Annotated in this window: 17 protein-coding genes, 2 tRNA genes and 3 rRNA genes; 8 read left to right on the forward strand and 14 right to left on the reverse strand. The window is 40.4% G+C overall.

Annotated elements, in window-relative coordinates; translation table 11 throughout:
- Positions 1 to 9 precede the first annotated feature (9 nt).
- The 5 genes from BTOYO_RS10740 to BTOYO_RS10760 form a co-directional block, all read right to left on the reverse strand.
- A tRNA-Thr gene (locus BTOYO_RS10740) sits at positions 10 to 85 on the reverse strand.
- A gap of 4 nt (positions 86 to 89) precedes the next feature.
- Positions 90 to 165, reverse strand: a tRNA-Val gene (locus tag BTOYO_RS10745).
- A gap of 4 nt (positions 166 to 169) precedes the next feature.
- Positions 170 to 285 (reverse strand): 5S ribosomal RNA (gene rrf / locus BTOYO_RS10750).
- Positions 286 to 386: 101 nt separating this feature from the next.
- A 23S ribosomal RNA gene (locus BTOYO_RS10755) occupies positions 387 to 3,308 on the reverse strand.
- Between the two features lie 146 nt (positions 3,309 to 3,454).
- Positions 3,455 to 5,006, reverse strand: a 16S ribosomal RNA gene (locus BTOYO_RS10760).
- Together the 16S, 23S and 5S rRNA genes with 2 tRNA genes alongside form the textbook arrangement of a ribosomal RNA operon.
- A 405-nt stretch (positions 5,007 to 5,411) precedes the next feature.
- On the opposite strand from BTOYO_RS10760, the gene BTOYO_RS10765 reads away from it, so the two are divergent.
- Both BTOYO_RS10765 and BTOYO_RS10770 read left to right on the forward strand, forming a co-directional pair.
- Positions 5,412 to 6,092: an MgtC/SapB family protein gene (locus BTOYO_RS10765; RefSeq protein ID WP_000386692.1), complete on the forward strand. Its 681-nt coding sequence runs from the start codon at positions 5,412 to 5,414 to the stop codon at positions 6,090 to 6,092.
- 94 nt (positions 6,093 to 6,186) lie between these two features.
- Complete coding sequence (locus tag BTOYO_RS10770; protein ID WP_000842336.1) at positions 6,187 to 7,182, forward strand: potassium channel family protein; 996 nt, start codon at positions 6,187 to 6,189, stop codon at positions 7,180 to 7,182.
- Here the strand turns inward: BTOYO_RS10770 and BTOYO_RS10775 are convergent.
- Both BTOYO_RS10775 and BTOYO_RS10780 read right to left on the reverse strand, forming a co-directional pair.
- Positions 7,169 to 7,582 carry a YugN-like family protein gene (locus BTOYO_RS10775; RefSeq protein ID WP_000612324.1) on the reverse strand — a complete coding sequence of 138 codons (414 nt, stop codon included), beginning with the start codon at positions 7,580 to 7,582 and terminating at the stop codon, positions 7,169 to 7,171. The genes BTOYO_RS10770 and BTOYO_RS10775 overlap by 14 nt on opposite strands.
- A 108-nt stretch (positions 7,583 to 7,690) precedes the next feature.
- Positions 7,691 to 9,043: a glucose-6-phosphate isomerase gene (locus tag BTOYO_RS10780; protein ID WP_000103665.1), complete on the reverse strand. Its 1,353-nt coding sequence runs from the start codon at positions 9,041 to 9,043 to the stop codon at positions 7,691 to 7,693.
- 275 nt (positions 9,044 to 9,318) lie between these two features.
- On the opposite strand from BTOYO_RS10780, the gene BTOYO_RS10785 reads away from it, so the two are divergent.
- A complete protein-coding gene (locus BTOYO_RS10785) occupies positions 9,319 to 9,552 on the forward strand; it encodes a DUF378 domain-containing protein (RefSeq protein WP_000105788.1) in 234 nt (77 codons plus the stop codon).
- A gap of 109 nt (positions 9,553 to 9,661) precedes the next feature.
- On the opposite strand, the gene yugI is transcribed toward BTOYO_RS10785, so the two are convergent.
- The 3 genes from yugI to BTOYO_RS10800 all read right to left on the reverse strand — a co-directional run bounded on the left by yugI (position 9,662) and on the right by BTOYO_RS10800 (position 11,944).
- Positions 9,662 to 10,006 (reverse strand): S1 domain-containing post-transcriptional regulator GSP13, encoded by a 345-nt coding sequence (gene yugI, locus BTOYO_RS10790; protein ID WP_000003767.1) that lies wholly within the window; start codon positions 10,004 to 10,006, stop codon positions 9,662 to 9,664.
- 253 nt (positions 10,007 to 10,259) lie between these two features.
- Entirely contained in the window at positions 10,260 to 11,450 is a 1,191-nt protein-coding gene (locus BTOYO_RS10795; RefSeq protein ID WP_000808551.1) for an aminotransferase, read from the reverse strand.
- Positions 11,447 to 11,944: an Lrp/AsnC family transcriptional regulator gene (locus tag BTOYO_RS10800; protein WP_000255691.1), complete on the reverse strand. Its 498-nt coding sequence runs from the start codon at positions 11,942 to 11,944 to the stop codon at positions 11,447 to 11,449. The genes BTOYO_RS10795 and BTOYO_RS10800 overlap by 4 nt, the downstream gene beginning before the upstream one ends.
- A gap of 237 nt (positions 11,945 to 12,181) precedes the next feature.
- Here BTOYO_RS10800 and BTOYO_RS10805 point away from each other — a divergent pair, with 237 nt between their 5' ends.
- A complete protein-coding gene (locus BTOYO_RS10805; RefSeq protein ID WP_098643464.1) occupies positions 12,182 to 13,168 on the forward strand; it encodes a 2-hydroxyacid dehydrogenase in 987 nt (328 codons plus the stop codon).
- A gap of 109 nt (positions 13,169 to 13,277) precedes the next feature.
- On the forward strand, positions 13,278 to 14,117 hold the full coding sequence (locus BTOYO_RS10810) for an alpha/beta fold hydrolase (RefSeq protein ID WP_001015213.1): 840 nt from the start codon (positions 13,278 to 13,280) through the stop codon (positions 14,115 to 14,117).
- Between the two features lie 181 nt (positions 14,118 to 14,298).
- On the opposite strand, the gene BTOYO_RS10815 is transcribed toward BTOYO_RS10810, so the two are convergent.
- Positions 14,299 to 14,550: a YugE family protein gene (locus BTOYO_RS10815; RefSeq protein ID WP_000537646.1), complete on the reverse strand. Its 252-nt coding sequence runs from the start codon at positions 14,548 to 14,550 to the stop codon at positions 14,299 to 14,301.
- Positions 14,551 to 14,667: 117 nt separating this feature from the next.
- Between BTOYO_RS10815 and BTOYO_RS10820 the strand changes: the two genes are divergently transcribed.
- Positions 14,668 to 15,819, forward strand: a complete 1,152-nt coding sequence (locus BTOYO_RS10820; RefSeq protein ID WP_001175860.1) for a MalY/PatB family protein — start codon at positions 14,668 to 14,670, stop codon at positions 15,817 to 15,819.
- Positions 15,820 to 16,038: 219 nt separating this feature from the next.
- Here the strand turns inward: BTOYO_RS10820 and sodC are convergent, their stop codons facing one another.
- Positions 16,039 to 16,578, reverse strand: a complete 540-nt coding sequence (gene sodC, locus BTOYO_RS10825) for a superoxide dismutase [Cu-Zn] (protein ID WP_000746516.1) — start codon at positions 16,576 to 16,578, stop codon at positions 16,039 to 16,041.
- A gap of 68 nt (positions 16,579 to 16,646) precedes the next feature.
- Positions 16,647 to 16,823, reverse strand: coding sequence for a hypothetical protein (locus BTOYO_RS27695; RefSeq protein WP_000982764.1), 177 nt, complete (start codon positions 16,821 to 16,823; stop codon positions 16,647 to 16,649).
- 165 nt (positions 16,824 to 16,988) lie between these two features.
- Here BTOYO_RS27695 and kapB point away from each other — a divergent pair, with 165 nt between their 5' ends.
- The gene (gene kapB / locus BTOYO_RS10835; RefSeq protein WP_001209336.1) at positions 16,989 to 17,372 is read left to right on the forward strand and encodes a kinase-associated lipoprotein KapB; all 384 of its coding nucleotides are present in this window, start codon (positions 16,989 to 16,991) and stop codon (positions 17,370 to 17,372) included.
- Positions 17,373 to 17,413: 41 nt separating this feature from the next.
- Here the strand turns inward: kapB and kapD are convergent, their stop codons facing one another.
- Complete coding sequence (gene kapD / locus BTOYO_RS10840) at positions 17,414 to 18,037, reverse strand: 3'-5' exonuclease KapD (RefSeq protein WP_000344367.1); 624 nt, start codon at positions 18,035 to 18,037, stop codon at positions 17,414 to 17,416.
- A 289-nt stretch (positions 18,038 to 18,326) separates the two neighbouring features.
- Between kapD and BTOYO_RS10845 the strand changes: the two genes are divergently transcribed.
- Positions 18,327 to 19,652, forward strand: coding sequence for an ArsB/NhaD family transporter (locus tag BTOYO_RS10845; protein ID WP_000545228.1), 1,326 nt, complete (start codon positions 18,327 to 18,329; stop codon positions 19,650 to 19,652).
- The last annotated feature ends 43 nt before the right edge of the window (positions 19,653 to 19,695 follow it).

Raw genomic sequence — 19,695 nt, forward strand, 5'->3', positions numbered from 1 at the left:
CATAGTTACTGGTGCCGACTAGAGGACTTGAACCCCCAACCTACTGATTACAAGTCAGTTGCTCTACCAATTGAGCTAAGTCGGCTAAATGGTGGAGGATGACGGGATCGAACCGCCGACCCCCTGCTTGTAAGGCAGGTGCTCTCCCAGCTGAGCTAATCCTCCATTTGCCTGGCAACGTCCTACTCTCACAGGGACAAGGTCCCAACTACCATCGGCGCTAGAGAGCTTAACTTCCGTGTTCGGTATGGGAACGGGTGTGACCTCTCTGCCATCATTACCAGACTGTATTCATTTAAGACAAGAATTATTGTAACTTATTTAACTTTTAAAGTCAACAAGTTTTTTATATTCTTTCAAAACTAGATAACATTGCTTCATATTATATGGTTAAGTCCTCGATCTATTAGTATTCGTCAGCTCCACATGTCACCATGCTTCCACCTCGAACCTATCAACCTGATCATCTTTCAGGGATCTTACTAGCTTACGCTATGGGAAATCTCATCTTGAGGGGGGCTTCATGCTTAGATGCTTTCAGCACTTATCCCTTCCGCACATAGCTACCCAGCTATGCCCTTGGCAGAACAACTGGTACACCAGCGGTGCGTCCATCCCGGTCCTCTCGTACTAAGGACAGCTCCTCTCAAATTTCCTACGCCCACGACGGATAGGGACCGAACTGTCTCACGACGTTCTGAACCCAGCTCGCGTACCGCTTTAATGGGCGAACAGCCCAACCCTTGGGACCGACTACAGCCCCAGGATGCGATGAGCCGACATCGAGGTGCCAAACCTCCCCGTCGATGTGGACTCTTGGGGGAGATAAGCCTGTTATCCCCGGGGTAGCTTTTATCCGTTGAGCGATGGCCCTTCCATGCGGAACCACCGGATCACTAAGCCCGACTTTCGTCCCTGCTCGACTTGTAGGTCTCGCAGTCAAGCTCCCTTATGCCTTTGCACTCTACGAATGATTTCCAACCATTCTGAGGGAACCTTTGGGCGCCTCCGTTACACTTTAGGAGGCGACCGCCCCAGTCAAACTGCCCACCTGACACTGTCTCCCGGGTCGATAAGACCCGTAGGTTAGAATTTCAATACAGTCAGGGCGGTATCCCACCAGCGCCTCCACCGAAGCTAGCGCTCCGGTTTCAATGGCTCCCGCCTATCCTGTACAAACTGTACCAAAATTCAATATCAGGCTACAGTAAAGCTCCACGGGGTCTTTCCGTCCTGTCGCGGGTAACCTGCATCTTCACAGGTACTATAATTTCACCGAGTCTCTGGTTGAGACAGTGCCCAAATCGTTACACCTTTCGTGCGGGTCGGAACTTACCCGACAAGGAATTTCGCTACCTTAGGACCGTTATAGTTACGGCCGCCGTTTACTGGGGCTTCAGTTCAGAGCTTCGCTTACGCTAACCCCTCTCCTTAACCTTCCAGCACCGGGCAGGTGTCAGCCCCTATACTTCGCCTTACGGCTTCGCAGAGACCTGTGTTTTTGCTAAACAGTCGCTTGGGCCTATTCACTGCGGCTTTCCGTTAAGAAAGCACCCCTTCTCCCGAAGTTACGGGGTCATTTTGCCGAGTTCCTTAACCAGAGTTCTCTCGCACACCTTAGGATTCTCTCCTCGCCTACCTGTGTCGGTTTGCGGTACAGGCACCTTTTATCTCGCTAGAAGCTTTTCTTGGCAGCGGGGAATCAAAGACTTCGCTCCATAAGGAGCTTCCCCATCACAGCTCAGCCTTCACGATAAGCGGATTTGCCTACTTATCAGCCTAACTGCTTGGACGTGCACAACCAATCGCACGCTTCTTCTATCCTTCTGCGTCCCTCCATTGCTCAAACGATAAAGAGGTGGTACAGGAATATCAACCTGTTGTCCATCGCCTACGCCTGTCGGCCTCGGCTTAGGTCCTGACTAACCCTGAGCGGACGAGCCTTCCTCAGGAAACCTTAGGCATTCGGTGGACGGGATTCTCACCCGTCTTTCGCTACTCATACCGGCATTCTCACTTCTAAGCGCTCCACCAGTCCTTCCGGTCTGACTTCACTGCACTTAGAACGCTCCCCTACCACTGATACCATTGGTATCAATTCGCAGCTTCGGTGGTGTATTTAGCCCCGGTACATTTTCGGCGCAGAGTCACTCGACTAGTGAGCTATTACGCACTCTTTAAATGGTGGCTGCTTCTAAGCCAACATCCTAGTTGTCTAAGCAACTCCACATCCTTTTCCACTTAATACACACTTTGGGACCTTAGCTGGCGATCTGGGCTGTTTCCCTCTTGACTACGGATCTTATCACTCGCAGTCTGACTCCTAAGGATAAGTCATTGGCATTCGGAGTTTGACTGAATTCGGTAATCCGATGAGGACCCCTAGTTCAATCAGTGCTCTACCTCCAAGACTCTTACACTTAAGGCTAGCCCTAAAGCTATTTCGGGGAGAACCAGCTATCTCCAGGTTCGATTGGAATTTCTCCGCTACCCACACCTCATCCCCGCACTTTTCAACGTGCGTGGGTTCGGGCCTCCATTCAGTGTTACCTGAACTTCACCCTGGACATGGGTAGATCACCTGGTTTCGGGTCTACGACCACGTACTAAACGCCCTATTCAGACTCGCTTTCGCTGCGGCTCCGTCTCTTCAACTTAACCTCGCACGGGATCGTAACTCGCCGGTTCATTCTACAAAAGGCACGCCATCACCCATTAACGGGCTCTGACTATTTGTAGGCACACGGTTTCAGGATCTCTTTCACTCCCCTTCCGGGGTGCTTTTCACCTTTCCCTCACGGTACTGGTTCACTATCGATCACTAGGGAGTATTTAGCCTTGGGAGATGGTCCTCCCAGATTCCGACGGAATTTCACGTGTTCCGCCGTACTCAGGATACATTCAAGAGAGAACGAAGTTTCGACTACGGGGTTGTTACCCTCTACGACGGACCTTTCCAGGTCGCTTCGTCTACCTCGTTCCTTTGTAACTCCGTATAGAATGTCCTACAACCCCAAGAGGCAAGCCTCTTGGTTTGGGCTAGATTCCGTTTCGCTCGCCGCTACTCAGGAAATCGCATTTGCTTTCTCTTCCTCCAGGTACTTAGATGTTTCAGTTCCCTGGGTCTGTCTTCCATACCCTATGTATTCAGGTAAGGATACCATACCATTACGTATAGTGGGTTTCCCCATTCGGAAATCTTCGGATCAAAGCTTACTTACAGCTCCCCGAAGCATATCGGCGTTAGTCCCGTCCTTCATCGACTCCTAGTGTCAAGGCATCCACCGTGCGCCCTTTCTAACTTAACCAAACTAAAATTAAAAAAATATGAGCTACACTGTTATCTAGTTTTCAAAGAACATACATTTATATATGAGAGATAGTTCTCTCAAAACTGAACAAAACGAAACACGGAAACTTATATTGATGAACAGCGTTCATCAATTCTCCATAGAAAGGAGGTGATCCAGCCGCACCTTCCGATACGGCTACCTTGTTACGACTTCACCCCAATCATCTGTCCCACCTTAGGCGGCTGGCTCCATAAAGGTTACCCCACCGACTTCGGGTGTTACAAACTCTCGTGGTGTGACGGGCGGTGTGTACAAGGCCCGGGAACGTATTCACCGCGGCATGCTGATCCGCGATTACTAGCGATTCCAGCTTCATGTAGGCGAGTTGCAGCCTACAATCCGAACTGAGAACGGTTTTATGAGATTAGCTCCACCTCGCGGTCTTGCAGCTCTTTGTACCGTCCATTGTAGCACGTGTGTAGCCCAGGTCATAAGGGGCATGATGATTTGACGTCATCCCCACCTTCCTCCGGTTTGTCACCGGCAGTCACCTTAGAGTGCCCAACTTAATGATGGCAACTAAGATCAAGGGTTGCGCTCGTTGCGGGACTTAACCCAACATCTCACGACACGAGCTGACGACAACCATGCACCACCTGTCACTCTGCTCCCGAAGGAGAAGCCCTATCTCTAGGGTTTTCAGAGGATGTCAAGACCTGGTAAGGTTCTTCGCGTTGCTTCGAATTAAACCACATGCTCCACCGCTTGTGCGGGCCCCCGTCAATTCCTTTGAGTTTCAGCCTTGCGGCCGTACTCCCCAGGCGGAGTGCTTAATGCGTTAACTTCAGCACTAAAGGGCGGAAACCCTCTAACACTTAGCACTCATCGTTTACGGCGTGGACTACCAGGGTATCTAATCCTGTTTGCTCCCCACGCTTTCGCGCCTCAGTGTCAGTTACAGACCAGAAAGTCGCCTTCGCCACTGGTGTTCCTCCATATCTCTACGCATTTCACCGCTACACATGGAATTCCACTTTCCTCTTCTGCACTCAAGTCTCCCAGTTTCCAATGACCCTCCACGGTTGAGCCGTGGGCTTTCACATCAGACTTAAGAAACCACCTGCGCGCGCTTTACGCCCAATAATTCCGGATAACGCTTGCCACCTACGTATTACCGCGGCTGCTGGCACGTAGTTAGCCGTGGCTTTCTGGTTAGGTACCGTCAAGGTGCCAGCTTATTCAACTAGCACTTGTTCTTCCCTAACAACAGAGTTTTACGACCCGAAAGCCTTCATCACTCACGCGGCGTTGCTCCGTCAGACTTTCGTCCATTGCGGAAGATTCCCTACTGCTGCCTCCCGTAGGAGTCTGGGCCGTGTCTCAGTCCCAGTGTGGCCGATCACCCTCTCAGGTCGGCTACGCATCGTTGCCTTGGTGAGCCGTTACCTCACCAACTAGCTAATGCGACGCGGGTCCATCCATAAGTGACAGCCGAAGCCGCCTTTCAATTTCGAACCATGCAGTTCAAAATGTTATCCGGTATTAGCCCCGGTTTCCCGGAGTTATCCCAGTCTTATGGGCAGGTTACCCACGTGTTACTCACCCGTCCGCCGCTAACTTCTTGAGAGCAAGCTCTCAATCCATTCGCTCGACTTGCATGTATTAGGCACGCCGCCAGCGTTCATCCTGAGCCAGGATCAAACTCTCCAATAAAGTTAGTTTGTCTAGCATCTAAAAATAAAAATTGACGTTTCACGTTGTTTGTTTCGTTCAGTTTTCAAAGAACTACTTGGTCGCTCATTTGCGACTTCCTTATGTTAACATCTTCGTTTTTCGATGTCAACTAGGTTTTTTAATTTCTTTTTTGTCGTTTTCTGCGTTTCCGCATCAGCGACGGTTATTAATATATCATGGTGAAAATTGAAATGCAACACCTTTTATAAACTTTTTTTAAAACCACCCACATTTCTTTTTTAATATCATATACTTAAACGAAATATCTCTTTCATGTATAAGCAATTCCTACATATATTCTATATAAAGTTACTCTATCAAAAAACGTTTCTTTCTATAATAAACGTTTTATTCCTATAAAATATCATACAAGGAGGAATACATATGGACTATACAGATTTATTACTCAAACTAGGTCTCTCGGCTATTTTAGGATTCGCCATCGGTTTAGAACGTGAATTAAAACGTAAACCACTTGGTTTAAAGACTTGTTTAGTTATCTCTATTATTAGTTGCCTCCTCACTATTGTTTCTATTAAAGCAGCTTACAATTTACCACATACCGACCATATGAATATGGACCCCCTTCGACTTGCTGCTCAAATTGTATCAGGAATTGGTTTTTTAGGTGCAGGTGTTATTTTACGAAGAGGAAACGATAGTATTGCTGGGCTAACGACCGCCGCCATGATTTGGGGTGCTTCTGGTATTGGCATTGCCGTTGGAGCTGGTTTCTATATTGAAGCGATTTTCGGAATGTGCTTCCTTATGATTAGTGTAGAACTTATACCATTAACGATGAAATTTATAGGACCTAGGTCATTTCGTCAACGTGATATCGCAGTGAAACTTGTTGTACGAAATATGGACAATATCCCGATCGTAATTGAAGAAATAAAAGAAATGGATATAAAAGTTAAGAACATGAAGCTCAAAACATTGGAAAATGGTTCGCACTATTTACATTTAAAATTGTCTATCGATCAAAAAAGACATACTGCTGATGTTTATTATGCTCTTCAACACCTTGAAAGTGTTCAACAAACTGAAGTTGAAAGTATGTAATAGAAAACAAACTCTCTTTTAAATTAGAGAGTTTTTCTTTTTTCTATAATGGTAACAATGAATGTAGTCCTGCAAAGTAAGGAGGAATTAGCAATTGAAATCCCGTCCAAATTTAGTAGATACATTTCGTGATTCCATTATTTTTCGTTTAATTTGCTTTATTGTTGTACTTACTGCTTTTTCCGGCTTTCTTATACATAGATTAGAACCATCGCACTTCACCACATGGTTTGATGGAATTTGGTGGTCAATCGTTACAATTTTCACTGTTGGCTATGGTGACTTTGCCCCACATACACTAATAGGCAAACTCATCGGTATGAGTATTATTTTATTTGGAACCGGTTTTTGTTCTTATTATATGGTTCTATTCGCCACTGATATGATTAATAAACAATATATGAAAGTTAAAGGAGAAGAAGCTGCGACTGCTAGCGGTCATATGATTATTGTCGGCTGGAACGAACGGGCAAAACATGTTGTAAAACAAATGCACATCTTACAACCAAACCTTGATATCGTTTTAATTGATGAAACACTTTCTTTACTTCCAAAACCATTTCATCATTTAGAGTTTATAAAAGGTTGTCCACATCACGATCAAACGTTATTAAAAGCTAACATTACAACGGCACACACCATATTAATAACGGCTGATAAAGAAAAAAATGAAAGCTTAGCTGATACACAGTCCATCTTAAATATTTTAACTGCAAAAGGACTTAATCCAAACATTCATTGCATCGCTGAACTTCTTACTTCGGATCAAATTCAAAATGCAACGAGAGCTGGTGTATCAGAAATTATAGAAGGAAATAAATTAACGAGCTATGTATTTACCGCTTCTCTTTTATTTCCTTCTATTTCAGGTGTACTATTCTCACTTTACGATGAAATCTCTGATAACAAATTACAACTGATGGAGCTTTCTCCGCCTTGCACCGGACAAACTTTTGCAAATTGTAGCTATACTCTTTTAAAACAAAACATTCTCTTACTAGGTATAAAGCGTGACGATCAATATATGATTAACCCAGTCCATACCTTCATTCTTATCGAAAGCGACATACTCATTGTTATTCACCATTAAAAAAGTGACGCTCTAGTTCCTGTACTAATACTTTCCCAATATTAATATACTTACTTTTCACATCTCCATCTGGATCTTTCGGCTCAGCAAATTGATCAAATCCGCTCGTTCCAGCTGTTAACGCATTCACATTATCATCTAGTTCGTCTTGATACACATGCGAAAGAATATACGGCGTTTCAAGACGGACTATTACACCAGGCACATCTAATTCCCCATCCACAGCTGTAAATGGCACTCGTAAAAATTGATAGCCATCTTCTTCGTCGATTTTGTAATCAAAGCACCCTTTATCGTAATCCCAATTGCCACCAATACTATATCCAAGTGGTTTCATAACCTCTTCTAACTTATATAACGCATATGTATGTCCTTTTAACTTTGATTGAATCGGAATCAAGCCCATCCCTCCAAGACTTTTCCTTTAGCATACCCATTCTAGTTTGAATATACCGATGGACATTTCAGTAAAATAATAAAAAGCGACCGGAGATCCGGTCGCTTTTTATTATTTTAAACGCTCTTCTAATTCTGCTTTTAATTCTTCAAATCCTGGTTTACCAAGTAAAGCAAACATGTTTTTCTTGTATGCTTCTACTCCTGGTTGGTCAAATGGATTTACGCCTAATAAGTAGCCGCTCATCGCACATGCTTTTTCGAAGAAGTATACAAGGTAACCGAATGTGTACTCATTTAATTCAGGAATATTTACGATTAAGTTTGGTACTCCGCCATCGCTATGTGCAAGTAATGTGCCTTCATATGCTTTTGTGTTTACGAAGTCTACAGTTTCACCTGCAAGGTAGTTTAATCCATCTAAATCGTTTTCTTCTGATTCGATTGTCAGTTCATGTGTAGATTTACCCACTTTAAGAACTGTTTCAAATAAGTCACGACGACCTTCTTGAACGTATTGACCTAATGAGTGTAAGTCAGTTGAGAAATTTGCTGAAGATGGGAAAATACCTTTTTGATCTTTTCCTTCACTTTCACCAAATAACTGTTTCCACCACTCAGCGAAGTATTGAAGTGCTGGCTCATAGTTAACAAGCATTTCAATTGTTTTTCCTTTATTGTATAAAGCGTTACGAACTACTGCGTATTGATAAGCTGGGTTTTCTTCTAGTTCTGATGCCCCGAAGTCGTCATGGCCAGCAGCTGCACCTTTCATCATCTCTTCAATATTTAAGCCACTTACTGCGATTGGTAATAAACCAACTGGCGTTAATACAGAGAAACGTCCTCCAACATCATCTGGAATTACGAATGTTTCGTAGCCTTCGTTATCAGCTAATGTTTTTAATGCACCACGCGCTTTATCTGTAGTTGCATAAATACGTTTGCGAGCTTCTTCTTTTCCATACTTCTCTTCTAATAACTTACGGAAAATACGGAATGCAAGTGCAGGCTCTGTTGTTGTACCTGATTTGGAAATAACGTTAATAGAGAAGTCTTTACCTTCTAATACATCCATTAAATCTTTCATGTAAGTGGAGCTAATGTTTTGTCCAACAAATAGCACTTGTGGAGTTTTACGTTGTTCTTTAGAAAGCGTATTGTAGAATGAATGGTTTAACATTTCGATTGCTGCACGTGCTCCTAGGTAAGAACCACCGATACCTACAACAAGTAAAATGTCAGAGTCATTTTTAATTTTTTCTGCGCATTTTTGAATGCGAGCAAATTCTTCTTTGTCATATTGAAGCGGAAGCTCTACCCACCCAAGGAAATCGTTCCCAGCTCCAGTTTTTTCGTGGATTGCATGATGTGTTACTTTCACTGCATCACGTAAATAAGTGATTTCATGTTCACCGATGAAGGATAACGCTTTAGAATAGTCGAACGTTACATGTGTACTCATCTTTTTCCCTCCAATTATGGATATGTATTTCTGTATTCACTTTAGCGAAACTGAAGTTGTAAATCAAGCGATTCAACCAGTGTAAACGTAACCAATATATATTTTTTAGAAAAAGTTCATTTTTTGCATAAAAATTCGCATTTTTCGGTATAGATGTATATACATCTTTTTTTCACACATTTTTTATGTATAAAAACAACATAACTGCACCATTCTATAAAAGAGTTGATTAACTCAGCGCTTGCTCATGCTTCACAATTAAGGGGGGCTTTTTCATGAGTACATTGCAACGTATCGCATTAGTCTTTACTGTAATTGGTGCAGTAAACTGGGGACTAATCGGGTTCTTCCAGTTTGACTTAGTAGCAGCCATTTTCGGCGGACAAAACTCAGCTCTTGCACGTATTATTTACGGCATCGTTGGTATATCTGGGCTTATCAATCTTGGTTTACTGTTTAAACCATCTGAAAATCTTGGTACACACCCAGAAACAAACGAAATTCGATAACCAGTATGTCCTTTCACCTCCGACATACGAATATGATTGCATGCAATCATATTTGCAAATATATATCATAAGATAAAGTAAAAGAGGAACGCTCATATGCGCTCCTCTTTTACTTTGTTAACTCGGACTCTTCAATCCATTCTGTCAGCTTTTCTCGCAACGTATTAAATCCGTCCTTAGATGGATTCGGTATAAGAATCCTTCCTTGTTTTCTTTTCGCCGCTTTTAACGATAAACTCATTTTTCTGTGCTCTTCATCAATTGAAAGTACTTTTACTTCTACTGTATCGCCGACTTTCAAAAAGTCATGAATATCCTTTACATATCCATTTGTAATTTCAGATATATGCACAAGTCCTTGTGTTTCTGCATCTAACGCTACAAATGCACCGTAATCTTGAATTCCAGTCACTTTCCCTGTTACAACCACTCCTGTTGTATATTGTTCTGACATATGAAACACTCCCATACGTTTACCATTTTCTCTACAAATGTAGATTGCAAAACAGATGTACTTATTTTAAATATCCGATTAATTAGTACGCCTGTTACGTATCGCTACCTAACAGGCGCATACCTTATATTAGTAAATTATACCACTATGACAGAACTCATTCAAAATTCACGAAAAAATTTCCTGTAGCACGTATAATTCTCCAATATTGGGATAGAATACTAACACATGGCTTTCTAGTATTCCCCCCCTTTTATGGACAAAACGTATTATGTTTTGTCCTTTTTTTATTCTCGACGAACCGTTCCATTCTCTTCATTGCTTCTATAAGTTGTTCAAGCGATGTTGCATACGAACAACGAATAAATCCTTCACCACTTTCTCCAAATACACTTCCAGGTACAACAGCCACTTTTTCTTCTAGTAATAACTGTTCTGCAAATTCCACTGAAGTTAGTCCAGTTGAGGCAACAGAAGGAAAGACATAAAACGCTCCGCCCGGCACATGACACGTTAATCCCCTCTCATTGAAAGATGTCGCCATAAAATTACGGCGTTTCTTATAGCTATCTCTCATTCGAATGACTTCATCATTCCCTCCGCGTAATGCTTCAAGAGCTGCGAACTGGGACATCGTCGGTGCACACATCATAGAATATTGATGAATTTTAAGCATCAACTCTGAAAATTGAACGGGAGCTGCGATCATACCGAGACGCCATCCTGTCATCGCAAATCCTTTTGAAAATCCCGAAATTAAAATCGTATGTTCGCGCATGTTTTGAATGCTCGCGAAACTCGTATACACTTCGTCATATACAAGCTCTGCATAAATTTCATCAGATAATACGATTAAATTGTACTTCTCAACCATTACTGCTAACTTTTCTAGTTCGGATTTGTTTAACATTGCACCTGTTGGATTATTTGGGGAACAAAGTAAAATTGCCTTTGTTTTCGCTGTAATAGCTGCTTCAATTTGTTCGGGTTGTAATTTAAACTCTTTTTCTAAAGTAGTCGCTATAGGAACTGGAACTCCTCCAGCTAATGTTACAAGTGGTGCATAAGAAACGAAGCTCGGTTCAATAATGAGTACTTCATCATCAGGATTTATAATGGCACGCATCGCTACATCTAACGCTTGGCTCGCTCCAACCGTAACAATGATTTCATCGTTTGAATCATAAGATACTGCAAATTGTTTTTTTAGATACTTTGCTATTTCTTGACGGAGCTCCAATAATCCTGCATTTGCTGTATACGCTGTATATCCTTGCTCTAAAGAACGGATACATGCTTGCCTTACATTCCAAGGTGTAACAAAGTCAGGCTCTCCCACTCCAAGTGAAATAACACCTTTCATACTTGCGGCTAAATCGAAAAACTTTCGAATACCAGACGGTTGTAAAGATTCTGCTACTCTAGATAGTTCAAACTGCTTCATGGTGTCACCACAATTCGCTTATCATCATCGTTTTTTTCATAAATAATTCCCTCATGTTTATACTTCTTCAAAATGAAATGAGTTGTTGTAGAAACGACAGATTCAATCGTTGCTAATTTCTCAGAAACAAACATCGCTACTTCTCCCATCGTCTTTCCTTCTAATGTAATAGAAAGATCATATGTCCCTGACATTAAATACACGGATTTCACTTCTGAATAGCGATAAATTTGTTCAGCAACTGCATCAAACCCAACACCGTGCTTCGGCGTAACTTTCACATCAATCATCGCTGTTAAACCCGTATGTTCTTTTACTTTTGTCCAATCAATATGTGTTACATAATCCACAATAATCTTTTCACTTTCTAATTTCGCAACCATCTTCTTCACTTCTTCTACTTCTATATTTAACAGCTTTGCCAATGTATCTACAGACAAACGACTACTTTTTTCAAGACAAGCCAATAATTCTAATTCCTTTTCAGTCACCATATAAATCATCCTTCCTTTTCGTTTCTGTCTAAATTATACAAATACCCTTTCCAGTTTGAAAAGAAGATTTTTTTAGAGAATTATGTCAAAATAAAGTGAAACTTTAATCAGCGGAAAGGTTCATCCCGCTGATTATTAGCCCACACCAATCGGGCTTTTACGGGCAGTTAGTCTCCCCCTATCTTCTTTGCTTCAGGCATTTTTAGGGGCGGGAGGCTTATTGTCCGTTAACAAGGGATAAAAGTGAGAGGGGATGGAACCGTGAAACCAAAAGTATATATCGCTGAACCAGTTCCAACATTTGTAGAAAACTATTTATCAGAACACTGTGATTATGAAACATGGAATCAAAATGAGAAAGTACCTCGTGATGTTCTATTAGAGAAAATACAAGATAAAGATGGGTTATTAAATTTCGGATCTGCCATAAATGAAGAATTGTTAAATGTAGCACCGAAATTAAAAGTAGTGAGTAACATTTCTGTTGGCTATGATAATTTTGATTTACTAGCGATGGAAAAGCGAAATGTCATCGGAACGAATACACCATACGTATTGGATGATACAGTAGCTGACCTCGTTTTCGCTCTTATGTTATCTGCTGGTCGTCGTGTTTGCGAACTCGATTCCTATGTGAAAAATGGTGAGTGGAACGCTGAAATCGGAAAAGAACATTTCGGACTAGATGTGCATCATAGTACAATCGGTATTATCGGAATGGGACGAATTGGAGAAGCTGTTGCAAAACGAGCAAAATTCGGATTTGATATGGATGTTCTTTATTATAACCGTCGCCGTAAAGAAGAAGCAGAGCAAAAATTCGATGCTACATATTGTGATTTACATACGCTACTAAAACAGTCTGACTTTATTGTTCTTCTTACTCCATTAACAGATGAAACGTATCATCTTATCGGAGAAAAGGAATTTTCATTAATGAAAGAAACAGCAATCTTCATTAATGCTTCTCGCGGGAAAACAGTAGATGAAGAAGCTTTAATCCATGCCTTAACAGAAAAGAAAATCTTTGCAGCAGGCATTGATACTTTTACACAAGAGCCGATTCCAAAAGATAATCCGCTCTTATCATTACAAAATGTTGTGACTTTACCGCACATCGGATCTGCGACATTAAAAACTCGGCAGCAAATGGCCATGACAGCCGCTGAAAATTTAGTTGCAGGGTTACAAGGAAAAACACCGCCTAATATTGTTCGCGGGTAATGATGAATAAGCGAAAGGCAAGATGACAATGTCATCTTGCCTTTTTTTGTTAACATATTTTTTTCTACCTTGGAGATGATATGAACAAAAATCAATGGAGTGACAAAAAATGAATCATGAATATACTTGTCCTTATTTCACTTTTTCCACTCGCGGCACTACTATTCATTACGAATTGTATGAACATAAAAATAAAACAAAACGTCCTACTTTCGTACTCGTTCACGGCTTTTTATCTTCCTCATTCAGTTACCGCCGTCTCATTCCTTTACTATCGAAAGCAGGAACAGTACTGGCTCTTGATTTGCCTCCATTCGGAAAAAGTGATAAGTCTCATCTCTTTAAGTATTCTTATCACAATTTAGCAACCATTATTATCGATTTAATCGAACATTTATCTCTCTCAAATATTGTGTTAATTGGGCATTCTATGGGCGGGCAAATTTCTCTCTATGTAAACCGTATACGTCCTGAACTAATCTCAAAGACGATTTTACTATGTAGCTCTAGCTATTTAGCACGCGCAACCTTACCTTTACTGTATTCTTCTTATTTACCGTTCTTTCATTTATACGTAAAGAACTGGATTATAAGGCGCGGGATTGTTCATAACTTAATGAATGTCGTTCATGATCACTCATTAATTGATGATGAAATGAAGGAAGGCTACTCCGCTCCTTTTTATGACAACCGTATATTCCCCGCCCTAACTCGCATGATACGAGACCGTGAAGGTGACTTATCTTCAACTGAATTACAAAAAATTGAAACACCTATACTACTCATTTGGGGTGAAAAAGATCGCGTCGTCCCTGTACATGTAGGACACCGTCTCCATAAAGATTTACCGAATTCAACATTTATCTCTTACGAAAATACAGGGCATTTACTACCTGAGGAAAAGCCTGAACATGTTTATGAAGAAATTATCGCTTTTTCCGCGCAATAAAGTGAAACTTTAATCAGCGGAATGTTTCACCCCGCTGATTATTAGCCCGCACCAATCGGGCTTTTACGAGCAGTGGATCTCCCACCTCACTTCTTTGCCTCAACCGTCTTTTTAGGTGGGGGTCTTACTGCCCTGCAAATAGCGGGATAATATTAAAAAGGCTGTCGGAAATTCCGACAGCCTATAATGAGCAACTTCCGCCTTCTTTTAATACAAGTAACTCTTCAGCTAATTTCTCACATTTTTCAAGCGCAGGTACTTCCTCAAAAGACATAAAGTATATATGTTGAATCTTCTTTGCAATATATTTCGAATCGTCAAACACAGTTACGACGTTCACTACATCGCTCGCTTCTGTTTCATAAAACTCCGGTCCCATTCGAAACGGATCCCAATTCTTCACAACCTCTATCATCTTTTCATATGTACCCATCTACTTCCCGCCTTTTCACTTTTTAATACTTTTCTTTATCCTATCACATCAGCTATTCTATAAGAAGAGAGAGAACTTTCATAACTTAGCAGTTTCACAGAAGAAAGGGGCAAACATATGCAGCTATTTCATAAAACGGTAAATCGGCGCGGAACACATAGTACAAAATGGGATACTTATAAAAACGAAGAACTCATTCATGCCTGGATTGCCGATATGGATTTTGAAGTACCAAAACCAATTCAAACTGCATTACAAAAACGTATCGAACACCCTATTTTTGGCTATACACTTCCACCTGAACATATTGGAGACATTATTTGTAACTGGACAAAAAAACAGTACAACTGGGATATTCAAAAAGAATGGATCGTATTTAGTGCGGGGATCGTTCCAGCTCTTAGTACGAGCGTACAAGCTTTCACAAAGGAAAACGAATCCGTTCTTGTACAACCACCTATTTATCCTCCATTTTTCGAAATGGTTACAACAAACAACAGACAATTATGCGTGAGCCCATTATATAAACAAGATGGCACATATATGATAGACTTCGATCATTTAGAAAAACAATTTCAACAAGGGATTAAACTAATGCTTCTTTGTAGTCCTCACAATCCTATTGGACGCGTTTGGACGAAAGACGAGCTAATGAAGCTCGGAGCGTTATGTACAAAATATAATGTAATTGTTGTCTCAGATGAAATTCATGCCGATATTATTTACGGAGATCGTACTCATACACCATTCGCTTCTTTATCTGAAGAATTAGCAGCACGTACCATTACTTGTATGGCTCCAAGTAAAACATTTAATATAGCTGGATTACAAGCATCTATCATTATTATTCCAAATGAAAAACTACGTAATACCTTTACGTCTATTCAATATAGACAAGGGTTCCATGGGCTAAATACATTTGCTTATACCGCGATGCAAAGCGCCTATACAGAATGTAATGATTGGCTAAGTGAAATCCGTTTATATATAGAAGATAACGCTCAATTCGCTTGTGAATATATCAAAACTCACATACCTACTCTTTCCGTAACGAAGCCAGAAGGTAGCTTTTTATTATGGATTGATTGTTCTCACCTAAAACTTTCTCAAAACGAGCGCACCACGTTACTTGAGGAAAAAGGAAAACTTATCGTCGAACCTGGTGAAAAGTACGGATTAGGCGGCGAAGAACATATTCGAATTAACATTGGCTGCCCACGATCTGTTTTAGAAGAAATTTTAAACAGACTGCGCCATACGTTTTCATAATAAGAAAGGAGCCTGCCCACGAATCAATTTTGGGCAGGCTTCTTTCTCAATTTTTGTCGGTAAATCAATATATTTTAAAAATCGCTGATATATTTTGAGTTACGGTCGATATATTTCAATAATCGCCGATATATTTTGAGTTGCGGTCGATATATTCCAATAATCGCTGATATATTTCCAATTACGTTTCACAAAGAAAGCTACCATCCACGGTAGCTTTTACTTTTTCTTCATATCCGACGCTTTTTTTACAATCACACCGCAAGCAATTCGATCACCAGATTTACCCGTTGGTTGTGTCATGCCATCATCAGGGTTTTCAGTAATAATAATAGACGCTCCATCTTTTCTATGAATCGTCGTTTTCCCTTCTTCAAGCGTTATGTGCGGTGCATCGATATCCGCTTTAATCTTTCCAGAACCATCTGCAATTACATTCGGTAAATCACCATTTTCCGCACCCTTCGGATTGAGTAAGCCATGCTTTTTATTATCTGGATTAAAATGATTACCAGACGATTCAAAACGAGGCGCTTTACACTCTCCAATTTCATGTACATGTATGCCGTGCGGACCAGGCGCGAAACCTTCCCCTTTAATCGTAATTTTCACTCCACTTGTTTGCTGAACTACTTTCGCAGTCCCTACTTCATCTCCTGAAGCATTATGTAATTTCACTTCAATTTCTTTCGGCTTTCCTTGGTCACAACCTGCCATCAGAAATAATAAACAACAACTGAAAAAAAGCCGTTTTTTCATTCTATTCCCTCCAAAATACATTCTGCCCTTAGATTGTCCGAGCATAGAGGGAAACATACAAAAATGAATTACCGTTTCTTTTCAGCTAAAAGCTTTTCTTCTACTTTCTGTAATCGCTCTGCTTCTCGTTTGGATACACGAATGAACATACGCCACGTAGCAACGGCACCAATGATAAATAGAACGCAAACAATCCCTGGAATAATATATTCTGTTTTATCTTCCGGAAAATATAAAGGCATCATATGAAACACTCCTTATTGTAGGATTCAAAAACCATCAGAATTTTCTGTTATATTATTTTAAATTATAGTTGAACCAATTCATATTCTCAAGGGGGCGTTCCGAAAGCGAATGATTTCTTTGACTCCTTCTCCTACTTTCCTTACTATAAACTTGAGGTGAAAAATATGAGAGAAACATTTGAAATTGGTGAAATCGTTACTGGTATTTATAAAACGGGAAAATACATCGGCGAAGTTACAAATAGCCGCCCGGGCAGTTACGTCGTAAAAGTATTAGCTGTTTTAAAACATCCGGTGCAAGGTGACTTACATAACGTAAAACAAGCTGACGTACCATTTTTCCATGAAAGACGTGCTTTAGCTTTCCGTGAACAGACGAACATTCCAGAACAAATGGTGAAGAAATATGAAGGAGAGATTCTAGATTATACAGATTCACTCAAATTAGCATTAGAAACTCAAATGAATTCATTTTCTGAAGATGATTCACCTTTTGCGGTTCGTAGTCTAGAAACATTAGAGCAGTTAAAAAAAGACTACAAACTTTAAAAAAACAAAACGACCAAATTACATACTGTGCAATTTGGTCGTTACTGTGTACTCACTTTCTTTAACACTTTTGAAAAGTCCACGAGTTCCCCTAATGTTGGAGGTGCTGGTTTCACTAAATACTCTTTATCTTTTTCTACTAATTTAAAAATATTGTACGTCGTCATCGCATCATCTAGCGCACAATGATGCTTACCCGTTCCTACTTTTCCATACGCCTCAATCGCTTTCCATAATCCTGTTTGATTTCTTTCTCCAAAAAACTTCTTATACTCAAGCGATAAATCACGACACTGTCCGAAAAACGGAAAAGCTACTCCCGACATTTCACAATTATGCTTCAGCACTTTCATATCCATATTTCCCCACGTTACAATGGTCGGTTTACATCTTTTTTCGTATTCTGCAAGTTTATCAATGAGTTCAGGAAATGAAATTCCTTTATCCACGATTTCTTGTTTAATTCCTAAAAATTTCTTGCATCGATCCGTTAAAGAAGGAAATGTTTTCGGTCTGACATGTGATGAATACGTATCTTCTACCTTACAACCTACAACCGAGACGAGTCCTACCTCAATAATTTCCGGGAAAAATCCTTTTGGTTTCTTTCGATGCTGGGGCATCGTAAACTCAAAATCTAAAAATAAAAATCGTTGTTCATCCATACGATCCCTTCCTTATCATCTTTGTCATTCCTTTCTATTTGACACTCCTACACGAACAAGCTCGAATGCTAATTCCATTTTAAATATTCAGATTGGATGTATCTTATATATATGTCAAATGCCCACAAATATTTTTAAAAATGAGAAAAAATGACCTATGCAGAAAATATGACAAAATCCCTCCTTTCATTTACATCCGCAGTTTTTCTACTTTATAATGACGTTATGTGTGTTTCATCTAGTTAATATTTGACACACTAAGAAAAATGAATGAAAGGAGATGAGATTTTTGCACGAAACAACGCAAGAACTCGCTAACTGGCAGTATTATTTTGCTATCGCAGTCTTTTTAATTACATATGCCATTATTATTTCTGAAAAAATTAATCGCGCTGTCATCGCACTTCTTGGTGCAGCACTCATGGTAATTGTGGGGGTCGTCGATTTACATAACGCCTTTACGAAACATATTGAATGGGGAACGATTACGCTACTCATCGGTATGATGATTTTGGTGAACATTACGAGTAAATCAGGTGTTTTCCAATACGTTGCCATTAAAGCAGCAAAAGGGGCACATGGAAATCCAATTAAAATTTTAATTTCTCTTTCCCTACTTACCGCGCTTGGCTCCGCATTTTTAGATAACGTTACAACTGTACTTCTTGTTGTTCCAGTTACTTTATCTATTACGCGCATCTTGCAAGTAAATCCTGTTCCTTATTTACTTTCTGAAATTATTTTTTCAAACATTGGGGGAACAGCAACATTAATTGGTGATCCGCCAAATATTATGATTGGTTCTGCAAATAAGCACCTAGACTTCAATGCTTTCTTACTGAATCTAGCACCAATCGTAATTATTATTATTGCAGTTACAGCAACAATACTTTACTTCATGTACCGTAAACAATTAATTGCTGATCCTGTACAAGTTAAAAAATTAATGAGCTTAGATGAAAAACAATACATTAAAGATCCAGTATTAATGAAAAAATCTTTAACAGTACTTGGACTTACAATTGTAGGTTTCATGACTCATTCCATTTTCCATGTTGATGCAGCTATTATCGCCTTGACTGGTGCTACTGTACTTATGCTAATCGGTGTGAAAGAACATGAAATTGAAGAAGTATTCGCAAGCGTAGAATGGGTGACGATTTTCTTCTTCGCGGGACTATTCGTACTCGTTGGAGGACTTATCGATATCGGTCTTATCAAAATGTTAGCTCAAAAGGTAGTCGGAATAACAGGCGGAGATATTTCTCATGCATCTATCCTTATTCTATGGGTATCTGGTATCGCCTCTGCAACAATCGATAACATTCCATTCGTTGCAACAATGATTCCACTTATTAACGATATGGCAGTTGGGCTAGGTTTATCACCTTCTGACGCACAAATCGACGTATTATGGTGGGCATTAGCATTAGGTGCTTGCCTAGGTGGAAACGGAACTTTAATCGGGGCTTCTGCTAACGTAATCGTAGCCGGAATCGCAAGTCGTGAAGGACATAAATTTAGCTACATGGAATTCCTTAAAGTCGGCTTCCCAATTATGATTGTTTCATTAATCATTTCTCATATTTACATTTATTTACGCTATCTTATGTAGTAGAAAAAGGGCTGTCCTATGTGGCAGCCCTTTTTTCTTGGTC

The sequence above is a fragment of the Bacillus toyonensis BCT-7112 genome (assembly GCF_000496285.1).
Taxonomy (GTDB): Bacteria; Bacillota; Bacilli; order Bacillales; family Bacillaceae_G; genus Bacillus_A; species Bacillus_A toyonensis.

What these genes read in the sequence shown, in the direction of transcription:
- BTOYO_RS10765 (WP_000386692.1), top strand. Translation starts at nt 5,412, where the DNA reads ATGGACTATACAGATTTATTACTCAAACTAGGTCTCTCGGCTATTTTA.
- BTOYO_RS10780 (WP_000103665.1), bottom strand. Translation starts at nt 9,043, where the DNA reads ATGAGTACACATGTAACGTTCGACTATTCTAAAGCGTTATCCTTCATC.
- BTOYO_RS10785 (WP_000105788.1), top strand. Translation starts at nt 9,319, where the DNA reads ATGAGTACATTGCAACGTATCGCATTAGTCTTTACTGTAATTGGTGCA.
- yugI (WP_000003767.1), bottom strand. Translation starts at nt 10,006, where the DNA reads ATGTCAGAACAATATACAACAGGAGTGGTTGTAACAGGGAAAGTGACT.
- BTOYO_RS10795 (WP_000808551.1), bottom strand. Translation starts at nt 11,450, where the DNA reads ATGAAGCAGTTTGAACTATCTAGAGTAGCAGAATCTTTACAACCGTCT.
- BTOYO_RS10800 (WP_000255691.1), bottom strand. Translation starts at nt 11,944, where the DNA reads ATGGTGACTGAAAAGGAATTAGAATTATTGGCTTGTCTTGAAAAAAGT.
- BTOYO_RS10810 (WP_001015213.1), top strand. Translation starts at nt 13,278, where the DNA reads ATGAATCATGAATATACTTGTCCTTATTTCACTTTTTCCACTCGCGGC.
- BTOYO_RS10815 (WP_000537646.1), bottom strand. Translation starts at nt 14,550, where the DNA reads ATGGGTACATATGAAAAGATGATAGAGGTTGTGAAGAATTGGGATCCG.
- BTOYO_RS10820 (WP_001175860.1), top strand. Translation starts at nt 14,668, where the DNA reads ATGCAGCTATTTCATAAAACGGTAAATCGGCGCGGAACACATAGTACA.
- sodC (WP_000746516.1), bottom strand. Translation starts at nt 16,578, where the DNA reads ATGAAAAAACGGCTTTTTTTCAGTTGTTGTTTATTATTTCTGATGGCA.
- BTOYO_RS27695 (WP_000982764.1), bottom strand. Translation starts at nt 16,823, where the DNA reads ATGATGCCTTTATATTTTCCGGAAGATAAAACAGAATATATTATTCCA.
- kapB (WP_001209336.1), top strand. Translation starts at nt 16,989, where the DNA reads ATGAGAGAAACATTTGAAATTGGTGAAATCGTTACTGGTATTTATAAA.
- kapD (WP_000344367.1), bottom strand. Translation starts at nt 18,037, where the DNA reads ATGGATGAACAACGATTTTTATTTTTAGATTTTGAGTTTACGATGCCC.